This is a genomic window from Bradyrhizobium daqingense, from assembly GCF_021044685.1.
Classification (GTDB): domain Bacteria; phylum Pseudomonadota; class Alphaproteobacteria; order Rhizobiales; family Xanthobacteraceae; genus Bradyrhizobium; species Bradyrhizobium daqingense.
Genome location: NZ_CP088014.1, coordinates 4,846,325 through 4,862,865 on the forward strand (window position 1 = coordinate 4,846,325; position 16,541 = coordinate 4,862,865).

23 protein-coding genes are annotated in these 16,541 nt (G+C 63.8%); 11 read left to right on the top strand and 12 right to left on the bottom strand.

The annotated features are described in order from the left end of the window. The first annotated feature begins 16 nt into the window (after window positions 1-16). Window positions 17-856 carry a tryptophan 2,3-dioxygenase gene (gene kynA, locus LPJ38_RS22830; RefSeq protein ID WP_145632098.1) on the top strand — a complete coding sequence of 280 codons (840 nt, stop codon included), beginning with the start codon at window positions 17-19 and terminating at the stop codon, window positions 854-856. Window positions 857-865: 9 nt separating this feature from the next. Continuing rightward, complete coding sequence (kynU, locus tag LPJ38_RS22835) at window positions 866-2,068, top strand: kynureninase (protein WP_145632085.1); 1,203 nt, start codon at window positions 866-868, stop codon at window positions 2,066-2,068. Between the two features lie 166 nt (window positions 2,069-2,234). On the opposite strand, the gene LPJ38_RS22840 is transcribed toward kynU, so the two are convergent. Then, window positions 2,235-3,020 (bottom strand): cobalamin-binding protein, encoded by a 786-nt coding sequence (locus LPJ38_RS22840; protein WP_145632072.1) that lies wholly within the window; start codon window positions 3,018-3,020, stop codon window positions 2,235-2,237. Window positions 3,021-3,140: 120 nt separating this feature from the next. On the opposite strand from LPJ38_RS22840, the gene LPJ38_RS22845 reads away from it, so the two are divergent. After that, entirely contained in the window at window positions 3,141-3,539 is a 399-nt protein-coding gene (locus LPJ38_RS22845; protein WP_145632059.1) for a PaaI family thioesterase, read from the top strand. A gap of 152 nt (window positions 3,540-3,691) precedes the next feature. Further along, on the top strand, window positions 3,692-4,297 hold the full coding sequence (locus LPJ38_RS22850; protein WP_145632046.1) for a GNAT family N-acetyltransferase: 606 nt from the start codon (window positions 3,692-3,694) through the stop codon (window positions 4,295-4,297). A gap of 62 nt (window positions 4,298-4,359) precedes the next feature. Here LPJ38_RS22850 and LPJ38_RS22855 read toward each other — a convergent pair whose 3' ends face one another. The 4 genes from LPJ38_RS22855 to LPJ38_RS22870 form a co-directional block, all read right to left on the bottom strand. Then, window positions 4,360-4,665, bottom strand: coding sequence for a hypothetical protein (locus tag LPJ38_RS22855; RefSeq protein WP_145632035.1), 306 nt, complete (start codon window positions 4,663-4,665; stop codon window positions 4,360-4,362). Between the two features lie 96 nt (window positions 4,666-4,761). Beyond that, window positions 4,762-5,448, bottom strand: coding sequence for a DUF2161 domain-containing phosphodiesterase (locus tag LPJ38_RS22860; RefSeq protein WP_145632021.1), 687 nt, complete (start codon window positions 5,446-5,448; stop codon window positions 4,762-4,764). A 100-nt stretch (window positions 5,449-5,548) separates the two neighbouring features. Then, window positions 5,549-6,229 carry an SDR family oxidoreductase gene (locus LPJ38_RS22865; RefSeq protein WP_145632009.1) on the bottom strand — a complete coding sequence of 227 codons (681 nt, stop codon included), beginning with the start codon at window positions 6,227-6,229 and terminating at the stop codon, window positions 5,549-5,551. A 23-nt stretch (window positions 6,230-6,252) separates the two neighbouring features. Beyond that, the gene (locus tag LPJ38_RS22870) at window positions 6,253-6,996 is read right to left on the bottom strand and encodes a tyrosine-protein phosphatase (RefSeq protein ID WP_145631997.1); all 744 of its coding nucleotides are present in this window, start codon (window positions 6,994-6,996) and stop codon (window positions 6,253-6,255) included. Window positions 6,997-7,092: 96 nt separating this feature from the next. On the opposite strand from LPJ38_RS22870, the gene LPJ38_RS22875 reads away from it, so the two are divergent. Beyond that, on the top strand, window positions 7,093-7,395 hold the full coding sequence (locus LPJ38_RS22875; protein ID WP_404437694.1) for an MliC family protein: 303 nt from the start codon (window positions 7,093-7,095) through the stop codon (window positions 7,393-7,395). Window positions 7,396-7,502: 107 nt separating this feature from the next. On the opposite strand, the gene LPJ38_RS22880 is transcribed toward LPJ38_RS22875, so the two are convergent. Both LPJ38_RS22880 and LPJ38_RS22885 read right to left on the bottom strand, forming a co-directional pair. Continuing rightward, the gene (locus LPJ38_RS22880) at window positions 7,503-7,706 is read right to left on the bottom strand and encodes a DUF2735 domain-containing protein (protein WP_145631961.1); all 204 of its coding nucleotides are present in this window, start codon (window positions 7,704-7,706) and stop codon (window positions 7,503-7,505) included. After that, on the bottom strand, window positions 7,703-7,969 hold the full coding sequence (locus LPJ38_RS22885) for a hypothetical protein (protein ID WP_231088378.1): 267 nt from the start codon (window positions 7,967-7,969) through the stop codon (window positions 7,703-7,705). Before LPJ38_RS22885 ends, LPJ38_RS22880 begins: the two co-directional genes overlap by 4 nt. A gap of 274 nt (window positions 7,970-8,243) precedes the next feature. Between LPJ38_RS22885 and LPJ38_RS22890 the strand changes: the two genes are divergently transcribed. From LPJ38_RS22890 to LPJ38_RS22905, 4 genes are all read left to right on the top strand, one after another. Beyond that, a complete protein-coding gene (locus tag LPJ38_RS22890) occupies window positions 8,244-9,278 on the top strand; it encodes a glutamine synthetase beta-grasp domain-containing protein (protein WP_145631952.1) in 1,035 nt (344 codons plus the stop codon). Window positions 9,279-9,469: 191 nt separating this feature from the next. Beyond that, window positions 9,470-10,171 carry a GrlR family regulatory protein gene (locus LPJ38_RS22895; RefSeq protein WP_145631942.1) on the top strand — a complete coding sequence of 234 codons (702 nt, stop codon included), beginning with the start codon at window positions 9,470-9,472 and terminating at the stop codon, window positions 10,169-10,171. 18 nt (window positions 10,172-10,189) lie between these two features. Next, entirely contained in the window at window positions 10,190-10,873 is a 684-nt protein-coding gene (locus LPJ38_RS22900) for a substrate-binding domain-containing protein (RefSeq protein WP_145631928.1), read from the top strand. Window positions 10,874-10,905: 32 nt separating this feature from the next. Then, the gene (locus tag LPJ38_RS22905; RefSeq protein ID WP_167520415.1) at window positions 10,906-11,727 is read left to right on the top strand and encodes a tetratricopeptide repeat protein; all 822 of its coding nucleotides are present in this window, start codon (window positions 10,906-10,908) and stop codon (window positions 11,725-11,727) included. A 1-nt stretch (window position 11,728) separates the two neighbouring features. Here the strand turns inward: LPJ38_RS22905 and LPJ38_RS22910 are convergent, their stop codons facing one another. After that, window positions 11,729-12,187 carry a hypothetical protein gene (locus LPJ38_RS22910; protein ID WP_167520435.1) on the bottom strand — a complete coding sequence of 153 codons (459 nt, stop codon included), beginning with the start codon at window positions 12,185-12,187 and terminating at the stop codon, window positions 11,729-11,731. A gap of 338 nt (window positions 12,188-12,525) precedes the next feature. Here LPJ38_RS22910 and LPJ38_RS22915 point away from each other — a divergent pair, with 338 nt between their 5' ends. Then, window positions 12,526-13,230, top strand: a complete 705-nt coding sequence (locus tag LPJ38_RS22915) for a hypothetical protein (protein WP_145632499.1) — start codon at window positions 12,526-12,528, stop codon at window positions 13,228-13,230. Window positions 13,231-13,518: 288 nt separating this feature from the next. Here the strand turns inward: LPJ38_RS22915 and LPJ38_RS22920 are convergent, their stop codons facing one another. Beyond that, the gene (locus LPJ38_RS22920; RefSeq protein WP_145631887.1) at window positions 13,519-14,295 is read right to left on the bottom strand and encodes an outer membrane protein; all 777 of its coding nucleotides are present in this window, start codon (window positions 14,293-14,295) and stop codon (window positions 13,519-13,521) included. Between the two features lie 151 nt (window positions 14,296-14,446). Here LPJ38_RS22920 and LPJ38_RS37980 point away from each other — a divergent pair, with 151 nt between their 5' ends. Beyond that, the gene (locus LPJ38_RS37980; RefSeq protein ID WP_283811465.1) at window positions 14,447-14,569 is read left to right on the top strand and encodes a hypothetical protein; all 123 of its coding nucleotides are present in this window, start codon (window positions 14,447-14,449) and stop codon (window positions 14,567-14,569) included. Between the two features lie 86 nt (window positions 14,570-14,655). Here LPJ38_RS37980 and LPJ38_RS22925 read toward each other — a convergent pair whose 3' ends face one another. From LPJ38_RS22925 to LPJ38_RS22935, 3 genes are all read right to left on the bottom strand, one after another. Continuing rightward, window positions 14,656-15,696, bottom strand: coding sequence for a glycosyltransferase family 4 protein (locus LPJ38_RS22925; RefSeq protein WP_145631873.1), 1,041 nt, complete (start codon window positions 15,694-15,696; stop codon window positions 14,656-14,658). Between the two features lie 132 nt (window positions 15,697-15,828). Further along, entirely contained in the window at window positions 15,829-16,038 is a 210-nt protein-coding gene (locus LPJ38_RS22930; RefSeq protein WP_145631860.1) for a hypothetical protein, read from the bottom strand. Window positions 16,039-16,234: 196 nt separating this feature from the next. Continuing rightward, window positions 16,235-16,444, bottom strand: a complete 210-nt coding sequence (locus LPJ38_RS22935) for a hypothetical protein (protein WP_145631845.1) — start codon at window positions 16,442-16,444, stop codon at window positions 16,235-16,237. Between the last annotated feature and the right edge of the window lie 97 nt (window positions 16,445-16,541).

Sequence of the window (16,541 nt, forward strand, 5' to 3'; positions counted from 1 at the left end):
ATCGAAAGGACCCGTCATGACGTCCAGCGATTACGATCCTGCAAGAGAAGGCGCCGAGACCGATTTCGCCCGGCGCATGTCCTATGGCGATTATCTGGCGCTTGATGCGATCCTCGGAGCGCAGCATCCGCTCTCGGAAGCGCATGACGAGATGCTGTTCATCATCCAGCATCAGACCACGGAGCTGTGGATGCGCCTTGCCATCCACGAGCTCAGCGCCGCGCGCCGCGCCATCGCGCGGGACGAAGTGCAGCCCGCGATGAAGATGCTGGCGCGGGTGTCGCGCATTTTCGAGCAGCTCAACGGCGCCTGGGACGTGCTGCGGACCATGACGCCGAGCGAATATACCCGCTTCCGTTCGCAGCTCGGTCAGTCCTCGGGGTTTCAGTCGCGCCAGTATCGGCTGATCGAATTTCTGCTCGGCAACCGCAACCATGCCATGCTCAAGCCGCACGCCCACGATGTGGAGACGACAAAATTGCTCGAAGCCGAGCTCGCGACGCCCAGCCTCTACGACGAGGTGCTGCGGCTGGCGGACCGCCACGGGCTCAAGATGCCTGCGGCCGTGCTGTCGCGCGACGTCCGCGAGACCCATGGCTTCAATGAGGGTGTGCTGCAGGCTTGGCGTATCGTCTACGAGGCGCCGGAGACGCATTGGATGCTCTATGAGCTTGCCGAGAAGCTGGTCGATTTCGAGGACTATTTCCGGCGCTGGCGCTTCAACCATGTGACGACGGTCGAGCGCGTGATCGGCTTCAAGCGCGGCACCGGCGGCACCGGCGGCGTCAGCTATCTCAAACGGATGCTGGAGATCGAGCTGTTTCCCGAGCTCTGGCGCGTGCGTACCATTCTCTAAGAGACCTTCATGACCCAGCTTCGCGTCTATGACGACACCAGGGCGTTGTTCCATCTGCCTGACGGCGTGATCTATCTCGACGGCAATTCGCTCGGTGCGCTGCCATCAGGCGTTGCCGAGCGCGTCAACCGCGTCATCACCGATGAATGGGGCAATGAGCTGATCCGCGCCTGGAACACCGCGGGCTGGTATGCCCAGCCGCGCCATGTCGGCGATCGCATCGCGCGGCTGATCGGCGCTAAAGCCGGCTCCGTGATGGTCGGCGACACGCTGTCGCTCAAGGTCTATCAGGCGCTCGCGGCCGCGCTCGACATGAATGCCTCTCGCAAGGTGGTCCTATCGGATACCGGCAATTTTCCGACGGACCTCTACATGGCCGAAGGCCTGATCCAAACGCTGGGGCGGGGCCATCAATTGCGCCTGGTAGCGCCGGAGGAGATCGAGGCCATGCTCTCGGAGGAGATCGCCGTCCTCTACATCACCGAGGTCGACTATCGCACCGGCCGCCGCCACGACATGGCGAAGCTCACCGCCAAAGCGCACGCACTCGGCATCGTCACGGTCTGGGATCTCGCGCACTCCGCCGGCGCGCTGCCGGTCGATCTCTCTGGCTGCGGCGCCGATTTCGCCGCCGGCTGCACCTACAAATATCTCAACGCCGGTCCCGGCGCGCCCGCTTTCCTCTACGTCGCGCCACGCCATGCCGACGGCGCGCGTGCCGCTCTGTCCGGATGGATGGGGCACGCAAAGCCGTTCGCATTCGAGCTCGCTTATGCCGCGGCCGGTGGCGTCGAGCGCATGCGCGTCGGCACACCTCCGGTGCTGGCGATGGCGGCGCTGGAGGCCTCGCTCGACATCTGGGACGGGGTCGATATTGCCGAGGTCCGTGCGCGTTCGCTGGCGCTCGGCGATCTCCTGATCGCCGAGGTCGAGCGCCGTTGTCCATCCTTGAGGCTGGTCACACCACGCGCGCATGAATGTCGCGGCTCGCAAGTCTCCTTCAGCTTCGACGGCGGCTACGCCGCCATGCAGGCGCTGATCGCCCGCGGCGTCATCGGCGATTTCCGGGCGCCAGACATCATGCGCTTCGGCATCACGCCACTGTATGTCGGAGAGGATGAGATCGTGCGCGCCGCCGAGATCATCGAGGAGGTGATCACGGGCGAGATGTGGCGTCGCCCAGAATACCAGGTCGTGAACGCGGTGACGTGAGGAGGATCTCGTGCCCCGGACGCAGCGCGGCGCGGCGCCCTTGCGGCGTGATGCGCTGCAGAGCCGGGGTCCATGCTGCACCGAAACTAGCGTGAGATGGGTCCCGGCTCTGCGCAACAACGCTGACGCGTTGCAGCGCGTCCGGGACACGAGCGGTGGCGCCGCGCTATCCGTGCTCACCCCACAGCGCCGTCACGATCGCATCGAGCCCGTCGGTCAGCGCCGCCGGTCCTGGCTGCAGGATGATCGGCGACTTGATCTCGACGATACGATCGTCGCGCACGGCCGGAATGTCGCTCCACCCGTCACGCTGCTTGATGCGGGCAGGAACGACCTTCTTGCCGCACCATGACGCGAGGATCACATCGGGCGCGGCCTCGCGCACGGCGTTCTCCGAGACGATGCGGTCTTTCGCGGCCTGTCGTGATCGCAGCTCCGGAAACACATCCGTGCCGCCCGCGATCTCGATCAGCTCGGACACCCAGCCGATGCCCGAGATCAACGGATCGTCCCATTCCTCGAAATAGACTCTTGGGCGGGAGGGGCGAGGCGTTGCCGCGATCGCGGCGAGGCGCTGTTCGAGACTCCGAGCGAGGTCCTCCGCGCGCTCGGCCGCGCCGACCAGCGCACCGAGCGTGCGGATCATGGCCATGATTCCGGCGAGGTCGCGCTGATTGAAGACGTGAACATCAATGCCGGCGCGGACGAGGTCGGCGACGATGCCGGCTTGGAGATCGGAAAAGGCCAGCACCAGCTCGGGTTCCAGCGCCAGGATCTTCGGGATGTCCGCCGAGACGAAGGCCGACACCCGCGGCTTCTCCCGCCGCACCTGGGGCGGACGGACGGCATAGCCGGAGACGCCGACGATACGGTCCTGCTCGCCGAGCAGATAGAGCGTTTCGACCGTCTCTTCAGTCAGGCAGACGATGCGGCGGGGTGGGAAGTGGCGCATGGGGGAGCAGCATATGCGCCATGGGAGTGCCGATGTCAGCCCGTCCATGACCTTGGACGTCATTGCTTTGCCGCGCGAAGCAATTCACGTTGAGACAACAACGAATTGGGAGGAGATCCGATGACGCCGCTCGAAAAACTTCAAGCGATGAAGATGCCGTTTGCCGAGCTCAAGGGCGTCGAGTTCATCGAGGCCGAGAAGGACCGTGTGGTGGCGCGAATGACGGTCCGGCCCGACCTCTGCACGCTTCATCACACCATCCATGGCGGCGCGGTGATGGCGCTGGCCGATTCCGTTGGAGCGGCTGCGACCGTGCTCAATCTGCCTGAGGACGCCAAGGGCACCACGACGCTGGAGAGCAAGACCAACTTCCTCGGCGGGGCCAAGGAAGGAACCATCATCATTGCCACTGCGACCCCGGTCCACCGGGGCCGTCGGACCCAGGTCTGGACCACCCGGCTGGAAACGGAGGACGGCAAGCTGGTCGCCGTGGTGACCCAGACCCAACTGGTCTTGTAAGACTAAGTGAGCTTGAAATTATTAACGAATTAGTCGTTCACGATGCCGCCAAGTTAGGCAGGTTCCCGTCTTGAAAACGATGGTGCGATGCACAATATTGGGTGCCTAGGGATTCGAACGCCTCCTCGAGGGACACCAAGAGGAGTTTTGACGTGGTACTTGAAGAGACCGTCCGCACCGCCCCCGGCTACGTGCGGACCCTGAGCCAGCAGGAAGAATTGCCGCTTCTGCGCGATCACCTGCTGAGGCTCGATGCCGGCAGCCGGCACGACCGTTTCAACGGTTTTCTCGACGACAGCTTCATCGAGCGTTACGCCGCCCGTTGCGCCGAAGATGGTACCGTGATCGTCGCCTACATCGTCGATGGCATGGTCCGCGGTGCGGCCGAGCTGCATCCGCCGGAGGGCGATTCGCTGCCCGAGGTCGCCTTCAGTGTGGAGGCCTCAGCGCGCCGCCAAGGCGTCGGCACCGTACTGTTCCGCCGCCTGATCGCGGAAGCGCGCTGGAAGGGCTACAAGGCCCTGCGCATCACCACCGGCGCGGAGAACCACGCGATGCGGGCGCTCGCCAGGAAGTTCGGCGCGCATCTGCAATTCCGGCACGGAGAATCGACCGGCACGATCGATCTCGCCAAGACGCCCGAAGCCGAGCTCGCCGATCTCGCGGCCTCGCCGTTCACGGCGGGCCGGGCCTTGCTCAGCCTCAATTCGACCTGCTGGAAGATCATCTCCAGCATGTACGGCAATCGCGCCGCGTGAATCAAAAAGCGGACCGGCATGGCCGGTCCGCTTTCGTATTTTGGATCGAAAGGAAAGGGCGCTCAGGTCCCTGTGCGCTTGTCGTTGCCGAAACGGCGGACGACACGGCGCTCGACCACCACGGAGCGCTGCGCGCCCTGTTCGCCAGCGATCACACGGGTTGCGGTGATGCGGCTGTTGGTGCGCGCCTGCTTCTTGACCTCGGCCTGCACGACATCGAGCGGCATCCCCATCAAGGCGGCGGCGATCTCGGCCTGCTGCGCCTGGTCGTCGGTGATGCCGACGGCGGCGAAGATCGCCTCGTCCAGGGTGGGCGGATCGTGGCGCACGCGACGCGTGCCATATTTGGTATTCCAGTCTGCGTTCATAGACGGCCTCGTTTCGATGCCGGGATACCTAGTGCCGCGAATGGTGCATTGCAATATGAAATCGGTGCGGCATCTCAGCTATGCACGGGTCAAGTGTCATGGCGGTGACGCGACACCTGCACCGGCCTCAACCCGTTGCTGCGGCCAGCGTTTTAAGGCCGCCTGTCCCGCCTCGGTCAGGCCGTAGATTCCCCGTTCGGCCCGCGCGAACCAGCCATACACATTATTAAGCAAGATCTTGCCTGCATCGGGGCAGCGCTCGCGCAGCTCGCTCACGCGCCTCGGACCGTCGGCGAGTGCCGAGGCACAGGCCAGCGCCTGCTGCCGATAGGCCGTCATGATCGGTGACCGGGTGCTGCCGCCGAGCACGGGATCGCCCTGACGCCTTTGGTGTTCGGCGACGAGGCGGGAGCGCACCTTCGGCTCGCGGCGCGGCGCCGCCGTCGGCGGTTTCACCAGCACCTCGACCTGGCCGCGATCGGTGACCCCGAGCATGCCGAAGCCGAGGCGGCGGCAGAGATTGCGGTAGCGTGCATCGCTCTCGCGTCCCTTGCCGCGGGCCGACATCTTCGCGGCAATCCAGACCTCGTCGCCGGCCGGCGCGCGGTCGACGGCTTGGAGGATCAGCTCCAGATTGAAGGCGAGCTTGAGCTCGCCGATCACCACGACAGGCGGGTCGCCAGCGCTGAGGCCGACGAGATCGCAGCCGCCGATCTCGCCCTTGACCGTGAAACCGAGCTCTTCGAGGAAGCGTTTGACGGGCAGATAAAGCGCGGTTTCCAAGGGAATGTCCGATCGGAGAATCAGTCGGGAGCAGTCTAGAGCCTTCTCGGCTCAGATTGAATCACAGCCGAAGCCTGGATGCTGCTGCCCAAGCTACGACTCACACCCGTCCGCCCACCGGAATCAGCGCGCCGGTGACGCCGCTTGCGGCGTCGCTGGCGAGGAACAGGATGACTTCGACGAGTTCCTGCGGCGTCACCCATTTGGAGAAATCGGCCTTCGGCATGTCGGCGCGATTGGCCTTGGTGTCGATGATCGAGGGCAGCACCGCATTCACAGTCACCTTGCCCTTCCACTCATTGGCGAGGGCCTCGGTGAGGCGATGCACGCCGGCCTTCGAGGCGGCGTAGGGGCCCATGCCGCTCCCAGCCTGCAGCGCGCCCATCGCGCCGATGTTGACGATGCGGCCGGCGCTGGACGCGGCGAGGTGCGGCAGCGCGGCGCGGCAGGTGTTGAGTGCGGTCAGGACGTTCAGCGCATGCATGCGCTGCCACGTCGCAACATCCCCGTCGCCGACGGTCTCGAAGGAAAAGCCGCCGGCAATGTTGATCAGCGCATCGAGCTTGCCGAAGTGCTTTACCGCCGCCTCGACCGCCGTCTTCGCCTGCGCCGCCTCGGAGAGATCGACACCGCCGATCTCGACGTTTTCAGGCGTTGCGGGCTCTTGCGACGGCGCGTGATCGATGCCGGCAACGCGCGCGCCGCGCGACTTCGCGATCTCCACGACGACCTTGCCGAGCGCGCCGCGCGCGCCTGTCACGACCAGAACCTTGCCTTGCATCATCGTTCTCCCGGCACGGCGGCCTATGATTGCAGATAGCGCGCCTTCAGCGCCTCGCGCTCCGCCGCGCCGAGCTTGAGGGCGTCACGCAAATAGGTTTCGACATCGCCATAGTCCTGGCCGACGGCTTCGAACGCAGCTGCGAGGTAAGAGGCCTCGACGGCGCCGATGGCATTGCGGACATCCTCAGGCAGGTCGATGGCCGCCGTGGCGTCGCGCTTGTAGTGTTGATTGGTGAGCAGATAATCCTCGGCAATGATATCGTCGGGCACGCCGAGCGCATGCAGGATCAGCGCGCTGGCAAAGCCGGTGCGGTCCTTGCCGGCCGTGCAATGGATCACGAGCGGAGCGTGGTCCTCCAGGAGGTGGCCGAACAGGCTGCGAAAGCTGTGCGTGTTGTGGCGAACATAGTTGCGATAGGATTCGCGCATCAGCTCCAACGCGACCGGTGCCGTCAGCCTGCCCCTCGCGAGCTCGGCGCGTAGCGCAGCGACCACCGTCGGCTCGATCGGCAGCGAGTGAACCGTGATCTCGTTGACGACGCAGACGCCGGCGGCGCGCTCCTCGCGCCCACGAAAATCGAATGCGCTTCGCACCCCCAGCGCCCGGATGATCTCGACGTCGGCTGGTGTGAGCTGGCCGAGGTGGTTGGAGCGGAAGATGTGCCGCCAGCGCGTGGTGCGGCCGTCGGTGGTCGGATAGCCGCCGAGATCGCGAAAATTGCTGGCGCCTTGCAGGGCGAGATGGCGGGCAAAGGAGTCTGACATGAGATCGGCTTGGGGTTATGGTTCCATCGGATGCGCTGCGGCGTCCTGAGAGTCCATTACAGGGGGTGATCATGGAGCGACACAAGGCCATTGTTTTTGGCCGTCACCATGCTGTTGGCCGGAATTTTCGGGATGCGGCCGACCAATGCCCAGACGTTCCAGACCTATCACTGCGCCGATGGTACGCAGTTCATCGTCGGGTTTTATGACGGCGACAAGCGCGCCTTCCTTCAGATCGACGGCGAGCCGGTGACGCTGGCCAGGCGGCTGGCGGTTTCGGGGGCACGCTATTCGGGAGCGGGAGTTACACTGAAGATTCCCAAGACCGGGCCCACCATGGTGAAGCATTTGAAGCGGCCGGTCACGGCCTGCGCGGTGATCGAAAAACCCGCGATCTAGCCGCGAGGACCCCTGGAATCAAAAAGGGCCGAAACATCGTTGTTTCGACCCTTTTTCCGAGCTGCCGCCAGCGGTGAGGCGCGGCGGTATCAAACCGGCCATAGGCATCAGCGATCCCATTTCGGCTTGGCTTCGTCGACCGCTTCCTGGTGGTACCAGCTTTCGCTGCAGATCGAGACGTTCGCGGGAAGCGACGCGTGATCGGCAGGAAGGCGGGTCTCGCCATAGCGGCGTCCGGCGAGAGCCGCGCGGCCCCCGACGGGGAATTGGTAGATCTTCGCAGATCCGTGACTCAGACCATTGTTCATCATTGCGATCTCCTTGGTCGAAGCGCCTTGGCCTCCATGGTGCGCCCGACTCGTTCGATTGTGGTTACTGGAATCCCCATATCGGCCGCGCCCCTCGAATTGGAAAGTGCTGAAAAGGAAATCAGTTGCCGCCTAATTTGTGGGCAGATCGCCTGCTGCATCTCCCAAGGCACCATGTCGAGGACCAACGCCTGGGCTATTCCAAAGGTTGCTGGGCAGGGGCGCCAGACTTTGCGAAAGTTGCCCTGGCTTGATGCGCGTTTCATCGGCAACTTCAGGCGTGGCGCCGTGTGCTTTAGAATCGGGCGGATTTCGCGGGATTTTTGCGGTGCAGCTTCACACGAAGGTGCGCGGCTATGACGCACGCCGGTTCAAGCGAACCCCCGCCAGCGCGAGCGATCGGTTGCCGTGGAAAACCGCCCCCACTGCGGCCTTTTGGCACGACAAATGCTTGTAGAGCGCCGGCCGATGATGGCCGGGTACAAAACGTTCGGGGGCTCCCAAGCCTCCAACCTTTCGCATCATCTACAGAGAGGCTCAATGACCAAGTATAAGCTCGAGTACATCTGGCTCGACGGATATACGCCGACTCCGAATTTGCGCGGCAAAACTCAGATCAAGGAATTCGCGTCGTTTCCGACGCTCGAGCAGCTTCCGCTCTGGGGCTTCGATGGCTCCTCCACCCAGCAGGCCGAAGGTCACAGCTCCGATTGCGTGCTGAAGCCGGTCGCCGTCTTCCCGGACGCCGCGCGCACCAACGGCGTGCTGGTGATGTGCGAAGTCATGATGCCCGATGGCAAGACCCCGCATCCGTCCAACAAGCGCGCCACCATCCTCGACGATTCCGGCGCCTGGTTCGGCTTCGAGCAGGAGTACTTCTTCTACAAGGACGGCCGTCCGCTCGGCTTCCCGACCTCGGGCTATCCGGCTCCGCAGGGTCCGTACTACACCGGCGTCGGCTATTCGAACGTCGGCGACGTCGCCCGCAAGATCGTCGAAGAGCATCTGGACCTCTGCCTCGCGGCCGGCATCAACCATGAAGGCATCAACGCGGAAGTCGCCAAGGGCCAGTGGGAATTCCAAATCTTCGGCAAGGGCTCCAAGACCGCTGCCGACCAGATGTGGATGGCGCGCTACCTGATGCTGCGCCTCACCGAGAAGTACGGCATCGACATCGAGTTCCACTGCAAGCCGCTCGGCGACACCGACTGGAACGGCTCCGGCATGCACGCCAACTTCTCGACCGCCTATATGCGCGAAGTCGGCGGCAAGGAGTATTTCGAGGCGCTGATGGGTGCCTTCGAGAAGAACCTGATGGACCACATCGCCGTCTACGGCCCGGACAACGACAAGCGTCTGACCGGCAAGCACGAGACCGCGCCCTGGAACAAGTTCAGCTACGGCGTTGCCGACCGCGGCGCTTCGATCCGCGTTCCGCACTCCTTCGTCAACAACGGCTACAAGGGCTATCTGGAAGACCGTCGTCCGAACTCGCAAGGCGACCCCTACCAGATCGCTTCGCAGATCCTGAAGACGATCTCGTCCGTGCCGACCGACAAGAAGGCCGCGGCCTAAGATCCTCCCGGCCCGGGCTGGGGCTGGCCCGGGTTGTCTCAATCCGCCGGAGCCGCAACGCTCCGGCGGATTTTTTGCATTCTGATGACGGCTGCACCTGCGGCCTGTCGGCGGGGCGCGCGAAACTTGTCCATTGCCGCCGAATGCGGGATAGACTGTAGCCGGATGCGCGCGGGCCGGGGACACGGCTGGTGATTGAAGGCTTCTACAAGGTCAGGTTTCAGCTCGGCGACACTGTCGGCCGGGCCGTGATGCATGCCGGCAACGGCAAGCTGCTCGGCGGCAATTCGGCCTTTGCCCATATCGGCACCTACGAGAAGACCGACAGCGGCGTCGACGTCGTGATCAAGACCGTCCGCCACAACCCCGATCCGAACTACCGTGCCATGGCCGGCACCGACGATGCGACCTTGATCGCGAAGGGCTGGCCCGATGGCGATCTCTATCGCTTCAAGGGTGAGCTCAAGGAGCTGCCCGGGGTGCCGTTTCAATCGCTGATGACCCGGATCACGGAGGATGAAGTGCCGATCGCCGGCGGCGTCGGCGAAGCCGGCATCGTCGACGGTCTCTACTCGATCCATCTACGTATGCTCGATGGCCTCGACGGCGGGCTCACCGGCGTGATGCTGCTCAATCAAGGCCGCATCCTCGGCGGCGATGCCGCGTTCTATTATCTCGGCAGCTACACCGCCGCGAAGGGACGCTGGAAAGGACAGATCCTCAATCTGGAGCACACACCGGCGAAGGACGATCCGATCTTCGGCGGCCACGAGGTCGGCATCGGCTTCTCCGGCAGCTACGACAGCGAACAGGCGGTGCTGGAGGCGGCGGCGTTCACCGGCAAGCGCAGCCTGCGCCTGACCGCCGCGCTCAAGCTGATGCACCGCGCCTGATCGCGACAGGGATCGGAAATGGAAAGCGTGCGCATGCTCTCGACGCTCGGCCTGATGGGTGCGATGCGCAGCCTGTCCTCGGCCTTCGAGGCCAGGAGCGGCATCCATGTCGATGCCGATTTCGCGCCGACCCTGGCGCTGCTCAAGCGGCTGCGCGACGGCGAGGCCGCCGATCTCGTGATCCTCACGCGCGAGGGGCTCGACGAGATGCTTGGCGAGGGCCGCGTTGTCGCCGACGGTGCGGCTGATCTGGCGCGCTCCTTCGTTGGCGTCGCAGTGCGGGCAGGGCAGGCGCACCCCGATATCGCCAGCGAAGCCGCGCTGCGCAAGACGCTGCTCGCGGCGCGGTCGGTCGCCTATTCGCGGCTCGGCGCCAGCGGCGTCTACTTCGCCCAGTTGATCGTGCGGATGGAAATTGCGGCCGAGGTCAATGCCAGGGCCACCATCGTGGAGCAGGGCTTCACGGCGGAGCGGCTCGTGAGCGGCCAGGCCGATCTCGCCGTGCAGCAGATCAGCGAGCTGAAGCAGGTCGGCGGCATCGAGGTGGTCGGCCCGATCCCGCATGATCTGCAGACGCCGGCGGTGTTCTCCGCCGGCCGCATGGCGAATGCGAAACACCCCGAAGCCGCCGAGCGGCTGCTGCGCTATCTGGCATCGCCTGATGTCGTGCCCGTGCTGCGTCAATCGGGACTCAAGCCTTGAATTTGCCGGGGCGACGACGCAACGTGATGCCCATGCGGACTTATCTCCTTGCCATCGCCTTCGCGCTCGCCGTACCCGCGGCTGCACAGGCGCAATCGGCCGATCTCGTCCTCTGCGACCGGGTGGCGGCCGATCCCAGCGATCCCGACAAGCCGGCGGACGTGAAGGGGGTGACCGACATCGCTTCCTCCGACGTCGCGACGGCGATCAAATTCTGCAAGCAGGCCGCAGCATCCTCGCGGCGAGCGATGTTCGCGGTCGGCCGCGCCTATGCGGCCAACCGGCAAACGGCGGAGGCGATGGCGGCTTGGCGCAAGGCGGCCGACAAGGGATCGAGCGCGGCCATGGTCGAGCTCGGCGTTGCCTACGCCACCGGCTCCGGTGTTGCCAAGGACGAAGCGCAGGCGCGAAAGCTGTTCGAGAAGGCGGCGCAGGGCGGCAATCCCCGCGGCGTCAGTAATCTCGCGGCGCTCGGCGGCGCAGGCGGCAGCGCGCCCGCCGATCCCGCGCAGGCGCGTGCGCTGCTCGGCAAAGCCGCCGAGACCAACGCGGAGGCGCAGTACCAGCTTGGCCTGATGCTCTCCGAGGGCACGGGCGGTACGAAGGACGACGCGGCGGCGCGCGCGCTGTTCGAGAAGGCGGCCACGCAAAACCATCCCGGCGCGCTGGAGCGGATGGGCGCCTTCGCGCAGGAAGGCCGCGGCGGGCCGAAGGACAGGGACGCGGCAAAGGCCTATTACGAGCGCGCTGCGGCGCTCGGCGATGAGGACGCCAAGAAGGCGCTGGAGCGCATTCGCTGTCCCTATGCGATCAAGGACAAGCAGGGCAAGCTCGTCACCACGCTGTGCTTCTAACTCACTTCATGTAGTAGGCGAGATCGCTGCGGGCGTCGCGATAGGTGGTCTCGAGATAGTGCGGATATTTTCGCGCGGCCTGCGCGACCGCACGCACCACACAATCCCAGAAATCGGCGTTCAAGTCGAAGTGCTTGTTGTAGGCGTCCTCGAACTTGACGGCAGTGATGATGGCTTGCCGGATCGCCTGATCGTCGGCACGCGGGTGGGCGCGCTTCACATAGCCGAACATCGGCCCTTCATGGGCGTGGTCACGTTCGTAGCGATACTGGACGCCGAACTGCTCCATGGTGAGGCTGCGATTGACGCGGACCTCTTCGGCGGTGGGGCGGCCCGCGATCGTCTCCAGGCGGTAGCGCTGGCGCCAGAGCTCGTAAGCGGCATCGAGCAGCGGCTGCTTGGCGGCCTTTGCGATGATCGCGCTGAGCTCGTCTTCGGCTGATGGTTGCGGCTCGTCCATGCTGCTTGGTCGCGCCCCCGCGCCGGCGGGTTCGAGCAGGCGGATCGGGTCACGCCTCTTGTGCGAGCTGGACGCGAAGGTCGAAAACAACCCCATGCACAGTAGCCAAGTGCTTGAAGCTCCTAGGGTGCCGAGCGTGAGTTTCTTCCCGCTCGCAAACCTTCCCATGAAATGCTGATTTTGCGAAATTCGCTTGATCCATCGAGCAATCAGGGGTAGAGTGGCATCATCGCGGCAAGCGTCCGACGAGCCGTCCTGCGCTGAAAAGCCGGTGGTGTCCATGCGGCGGCGATGCTAGGTAGCCCGCGATAGTTTTTCGGTTTTGCGGGTTCATGGCGTTGCTTGACGGGCTCTACAAGGTTGAATACGGCGTCAACGATGCGGTCGGTCGCAGCATCATGTGCCTGCATGACGGCAAGATGCTGGGCGGGAATTCGGGCTTTGCCCACCTTGGCACCTATGTCGAGCGTGACGGCGAGGTCGTCGCCGAGGTGATCACTGAGCGGCACAATCTCGACCCCAACTACAAGCCGCTGATGGGGGCGGATGTCGCCACGATCGGGGCGCGCGGCCGGCTGGTGGGAAACGAGATACGTCTCCAGGGCGGCGCGAACACGATGCCGGGCGCGCCTTTCTGGGCCAATTTCACGCGGCTCGATGACGGAGCCCTGCCGCCACGCGGCACGATCGGGCAGGGCGGCATCGCCAACGGGCTCTACGGGATGGGCCTGCGCGCGCTCGATGGTGTCGAGGCAGGCCTCTCCGGCGTCATGCTGCTGATCGACGGCCGTATTCTCGGCGGCGATGCGTTCTTCTACTATCTCGGCTCGTACTCATCCGCGGACGGCCGCTGGAAGGGCGAGATGCTCAACCAGGAGCACACGCCTGCGAAAGGCGAGAACCCAGTCTTCGGCGGCTTCGAGGTCGGGATCGGCTTCTCCGGCACCTGCACGGCCGACAGCGGCGAGCTCGAAGGCATCGCGCTGGCCGGGAAGCGGAGCTTACGGCTTGCGGCGTCGCTCAAGCTGATGCGACGGGCGTAGTTACTGACATTCCGTCACGTCTACTCTCAGAAGGCGGCATTCAAGGGAAAGCGCGGTAAATGCTCGTACGCTGCAGCCGGTTTCTTTCGCAATTCTGAAATGTTGAAATCGGCGAGCGCCTTTCCAGTTTTCTCGGCAGATTGTGTGAGGTTCAGCCGAGTCGAATGCTTTATTTAGCTCGTCGGCGAGTTGCGAAGGAATGATGGGCCGGTAAATCTCGGTCACCTGAGCCTCTCAAAGCATAAGGCCGGCTCAAAGAGCCGGCCTTTGTTCGTTGGTGGAAGCTAATCAGTACCTTGCGGCGATCGGAGCGCCAAAACCACCAAAGCGGTAGTTCACGCGAACCAGAGCCAGATCAACATCCTGTCCCACACGAGCAGTCCCGAAGACGGGACCAGCCGGTGTGGTGAAAACCGTGTCATGGTCGTCCAGGAATATATGATTATACTCGAAGCCGACCGACCAGTTCGGAGCAAAGCCGAACTCGATGCCAGCGCCCACGGTGGCACCCCAGCGCGTGTCGCGTGCTGAGGCCAGGAGCGTGCCGGCACCAACGAAGCCAGGCGGAATGTAGCTGTCGTAACGATTGCCAACTACCGCTGCACCGCCCTTAACGTAGAGCAGGACGTTGTTCCAGGCGTAGCCCAATTGGCCGGTAATCAACCCAAACGAATCGATGCGGGTGTGATTGTCGGCGCCCGTGAAAAGGCCAATGTTGCTGCCTTCGAAGTCGGCCCAGTTGCCCTGGCCTTCGACACCGAAGACCCAGTTGGCTGATTGCCAGCGGTACCCGATCTGGCCACCGACCGTTCCGCCGCTGGCGTCATGGCAACCCTCGGCCGCAGCCGGCACGACCGGAACAACGCCAACCGCCACGATATCCGCGCAAGTACGCGAAGAGCCCCAACCGCCGTTGGCGCCAATGTAGAAACCGCTCCAGTCGTAGATAGTGGCTACCATTGGCGGAGCCTTGGTCATTGGACGAGCGGCCAAGTCCGCCGCACTGGCGGGAGCCGCCAGACTTAGAACCAGAGCACCGGCCGTAGCTGCAAAGAGCATTTTCATTCGAGTGTCTCCCCAGACTAACGAGTTCAAAAAAGGCACGATTCGCCCACCTGCCGGGGAGAGAGTACTGGCTCGCCTTAGAATTGCTGTAGCCGCACTACAACACCTGCCGCCAAAGCGGCGGGAAAGTCCCGTTAAATTAATCAGTTACATGGAACTCAATGCACGCTACCGTGCATCTAGGGCGGCCGACAGCGAGCTCGAAGGCATCGCGCTCGCCGGCAAGCGGAGCTTACGGCTCGCGGCGTCGCTCAAGCTGATGCGACGGGCGTAGTTACTGACAATTCGAAGTTCGTATTCCCTTGAACGTGGACCTCCGATTGCATCTTGGCCCTTCATAAGGGCAATCCTTGGAGTCCCTCACGCGCAACGCCCGCCGCGAACGACCAGCTCGCGATACTGGCTTTCATACTCCGTTGCCATCCGGCTCGCGAGGAAGCGCTCCTCGAAACGGGCGCGCACCTTTCTTCTATCCAGCCGGACGACTTCCTTGACGGCTTCGATCGCCTGCTCCTCGCCATCCACGATGAAGCCCGTGACGTCGTCCTCGACGACTTCCGGCACTGATCCGGAGCGGTAGGCGATCACAGGGGTCCCGCACGCCATCGCCTCGATCATGACGAGACCAAAGGGCTCGGGCCAATCGATCGGAAACAGCAGGGCGGCGGCACCGTCGAGGAAAGGCTGCTTCTGGACCTCGTCTACCTCGCCGACGAGCTGGATATTGTGGCCGTCGATCTCCGGCTCGAGCTTCTTCTTGAAGTACGCTGTCTCCCCACGAGGTATCTTGGCCGCGATTCGCAACGGCATCCGGACTGCGCGCGCGATGCGTATCGCAGCTTCCGGCCCTTTCTCAGCGGTGAGCCGGCCGAGGAACGCCAAGTACGAACCGTTTTCGTACGAGGGGCGAAACAGGTCCCTTGGCAGCCCGTGCGGAATGGTCGCGATCCAGTTCGCATCGGGAAGCGGACGGCGCTGGTTGGCGGAGATGGAGACGAAAGGGGCCTGGGGGAAAGTCCCGATCACGTTGGACAAGCCTTGAAGGTCGAGACGGCCGTGCATGGTCGTTAGAAACGGCACGCCGGTCCGGCTCAGCACCGGCAGTGGCAACCAGTCGACATGGGAATGAATGACGTCGAAGTCGCGCGCGCGCCGGGCAATGGCCTCGATCATCATTGCGCTGGCGGCGTTCGGATCGACGCCTCTCCGTCCCAACCGCAGTGCGCGCGGCCACACCGCGTGAAGCTTGGCCCTCGTGCTTGAGTCGCCGCTTGCAAACAGGGTTACGTCGTGTCCGAGGTCGACCAGCTCGTCGACCAGCCAGGCAATCACCCGCTCCGTTCCGCCGTAGAGCTTTGGCGGAACGCATTCGGCCAACGGGGCAAGCTGGGCTATTCGCATCGAACTAGGCCCCGAATGCGATGCGCAAGCTGATCACGATGACGGCGGAGATGAGAGAAGAAATTGCGAGCAGCGTCCAACTCGGCCTTGTGCTCTGGCTGGCCACGCGTGCGACGAGCAATTTCATGCTCGTCAGCATTCGTCGCGGGGAAGCCGCTTCAGGTAAGCAATCCCGAAGCTGGCGAGCTCTTCGGTATCGCTCTCGCGCTCTTCGCACCTCCTCTGCAGATGCCACTCCAGCAGGCCGCGCCGGCCGTCATGAGCGTCGACATCGGGGTGGCATGCCCGATACACCGTCCACGCGGTCTCCGTGGCGTTCTTCAAGACGGCTTCATCGACCATGCTTACTCTCCGGGGACCAACTCGGTTGCTGCCAACTCATGGCACCCCCCGAAAGTTTCCAGTTTTTCCCGAGATTAGACGAAGAGAGGAGATCTGTCGCAACGTTCGCAGGGCCGCGTGACGCGGGCGATTGTGAAATCTCCTAAAGGTGGGTGAAAATGATGACGTCGGCAAATTGACGTCTGCTCATTCAAATTCAGGTGTGTGCGTTCATGTGTTGCCGGGTCAGGGCCCGCTCCCAATCGCTGAAGTCGTAGTCGCCAATCCAACGGAGCACAACGTCGTCGCACAGGCGGCAACGAAATGATTTTGCCTGTTTGACGAAAGCTCGAGATTGAAGGGCTACGTAGGCTTCACCGCACTTCGTGCAGGCATAAATGACCTTTTTCGCAATCGTCTCTGTCATGGCTGATCTCTAGGCAAGTCAGCGGCTGCAGCAAAAAGGCCCCAACTTCACGTGGCGGCGAAGCTGGGGCCCGTTCAAGCTGCCTTGGGGGGAAGGC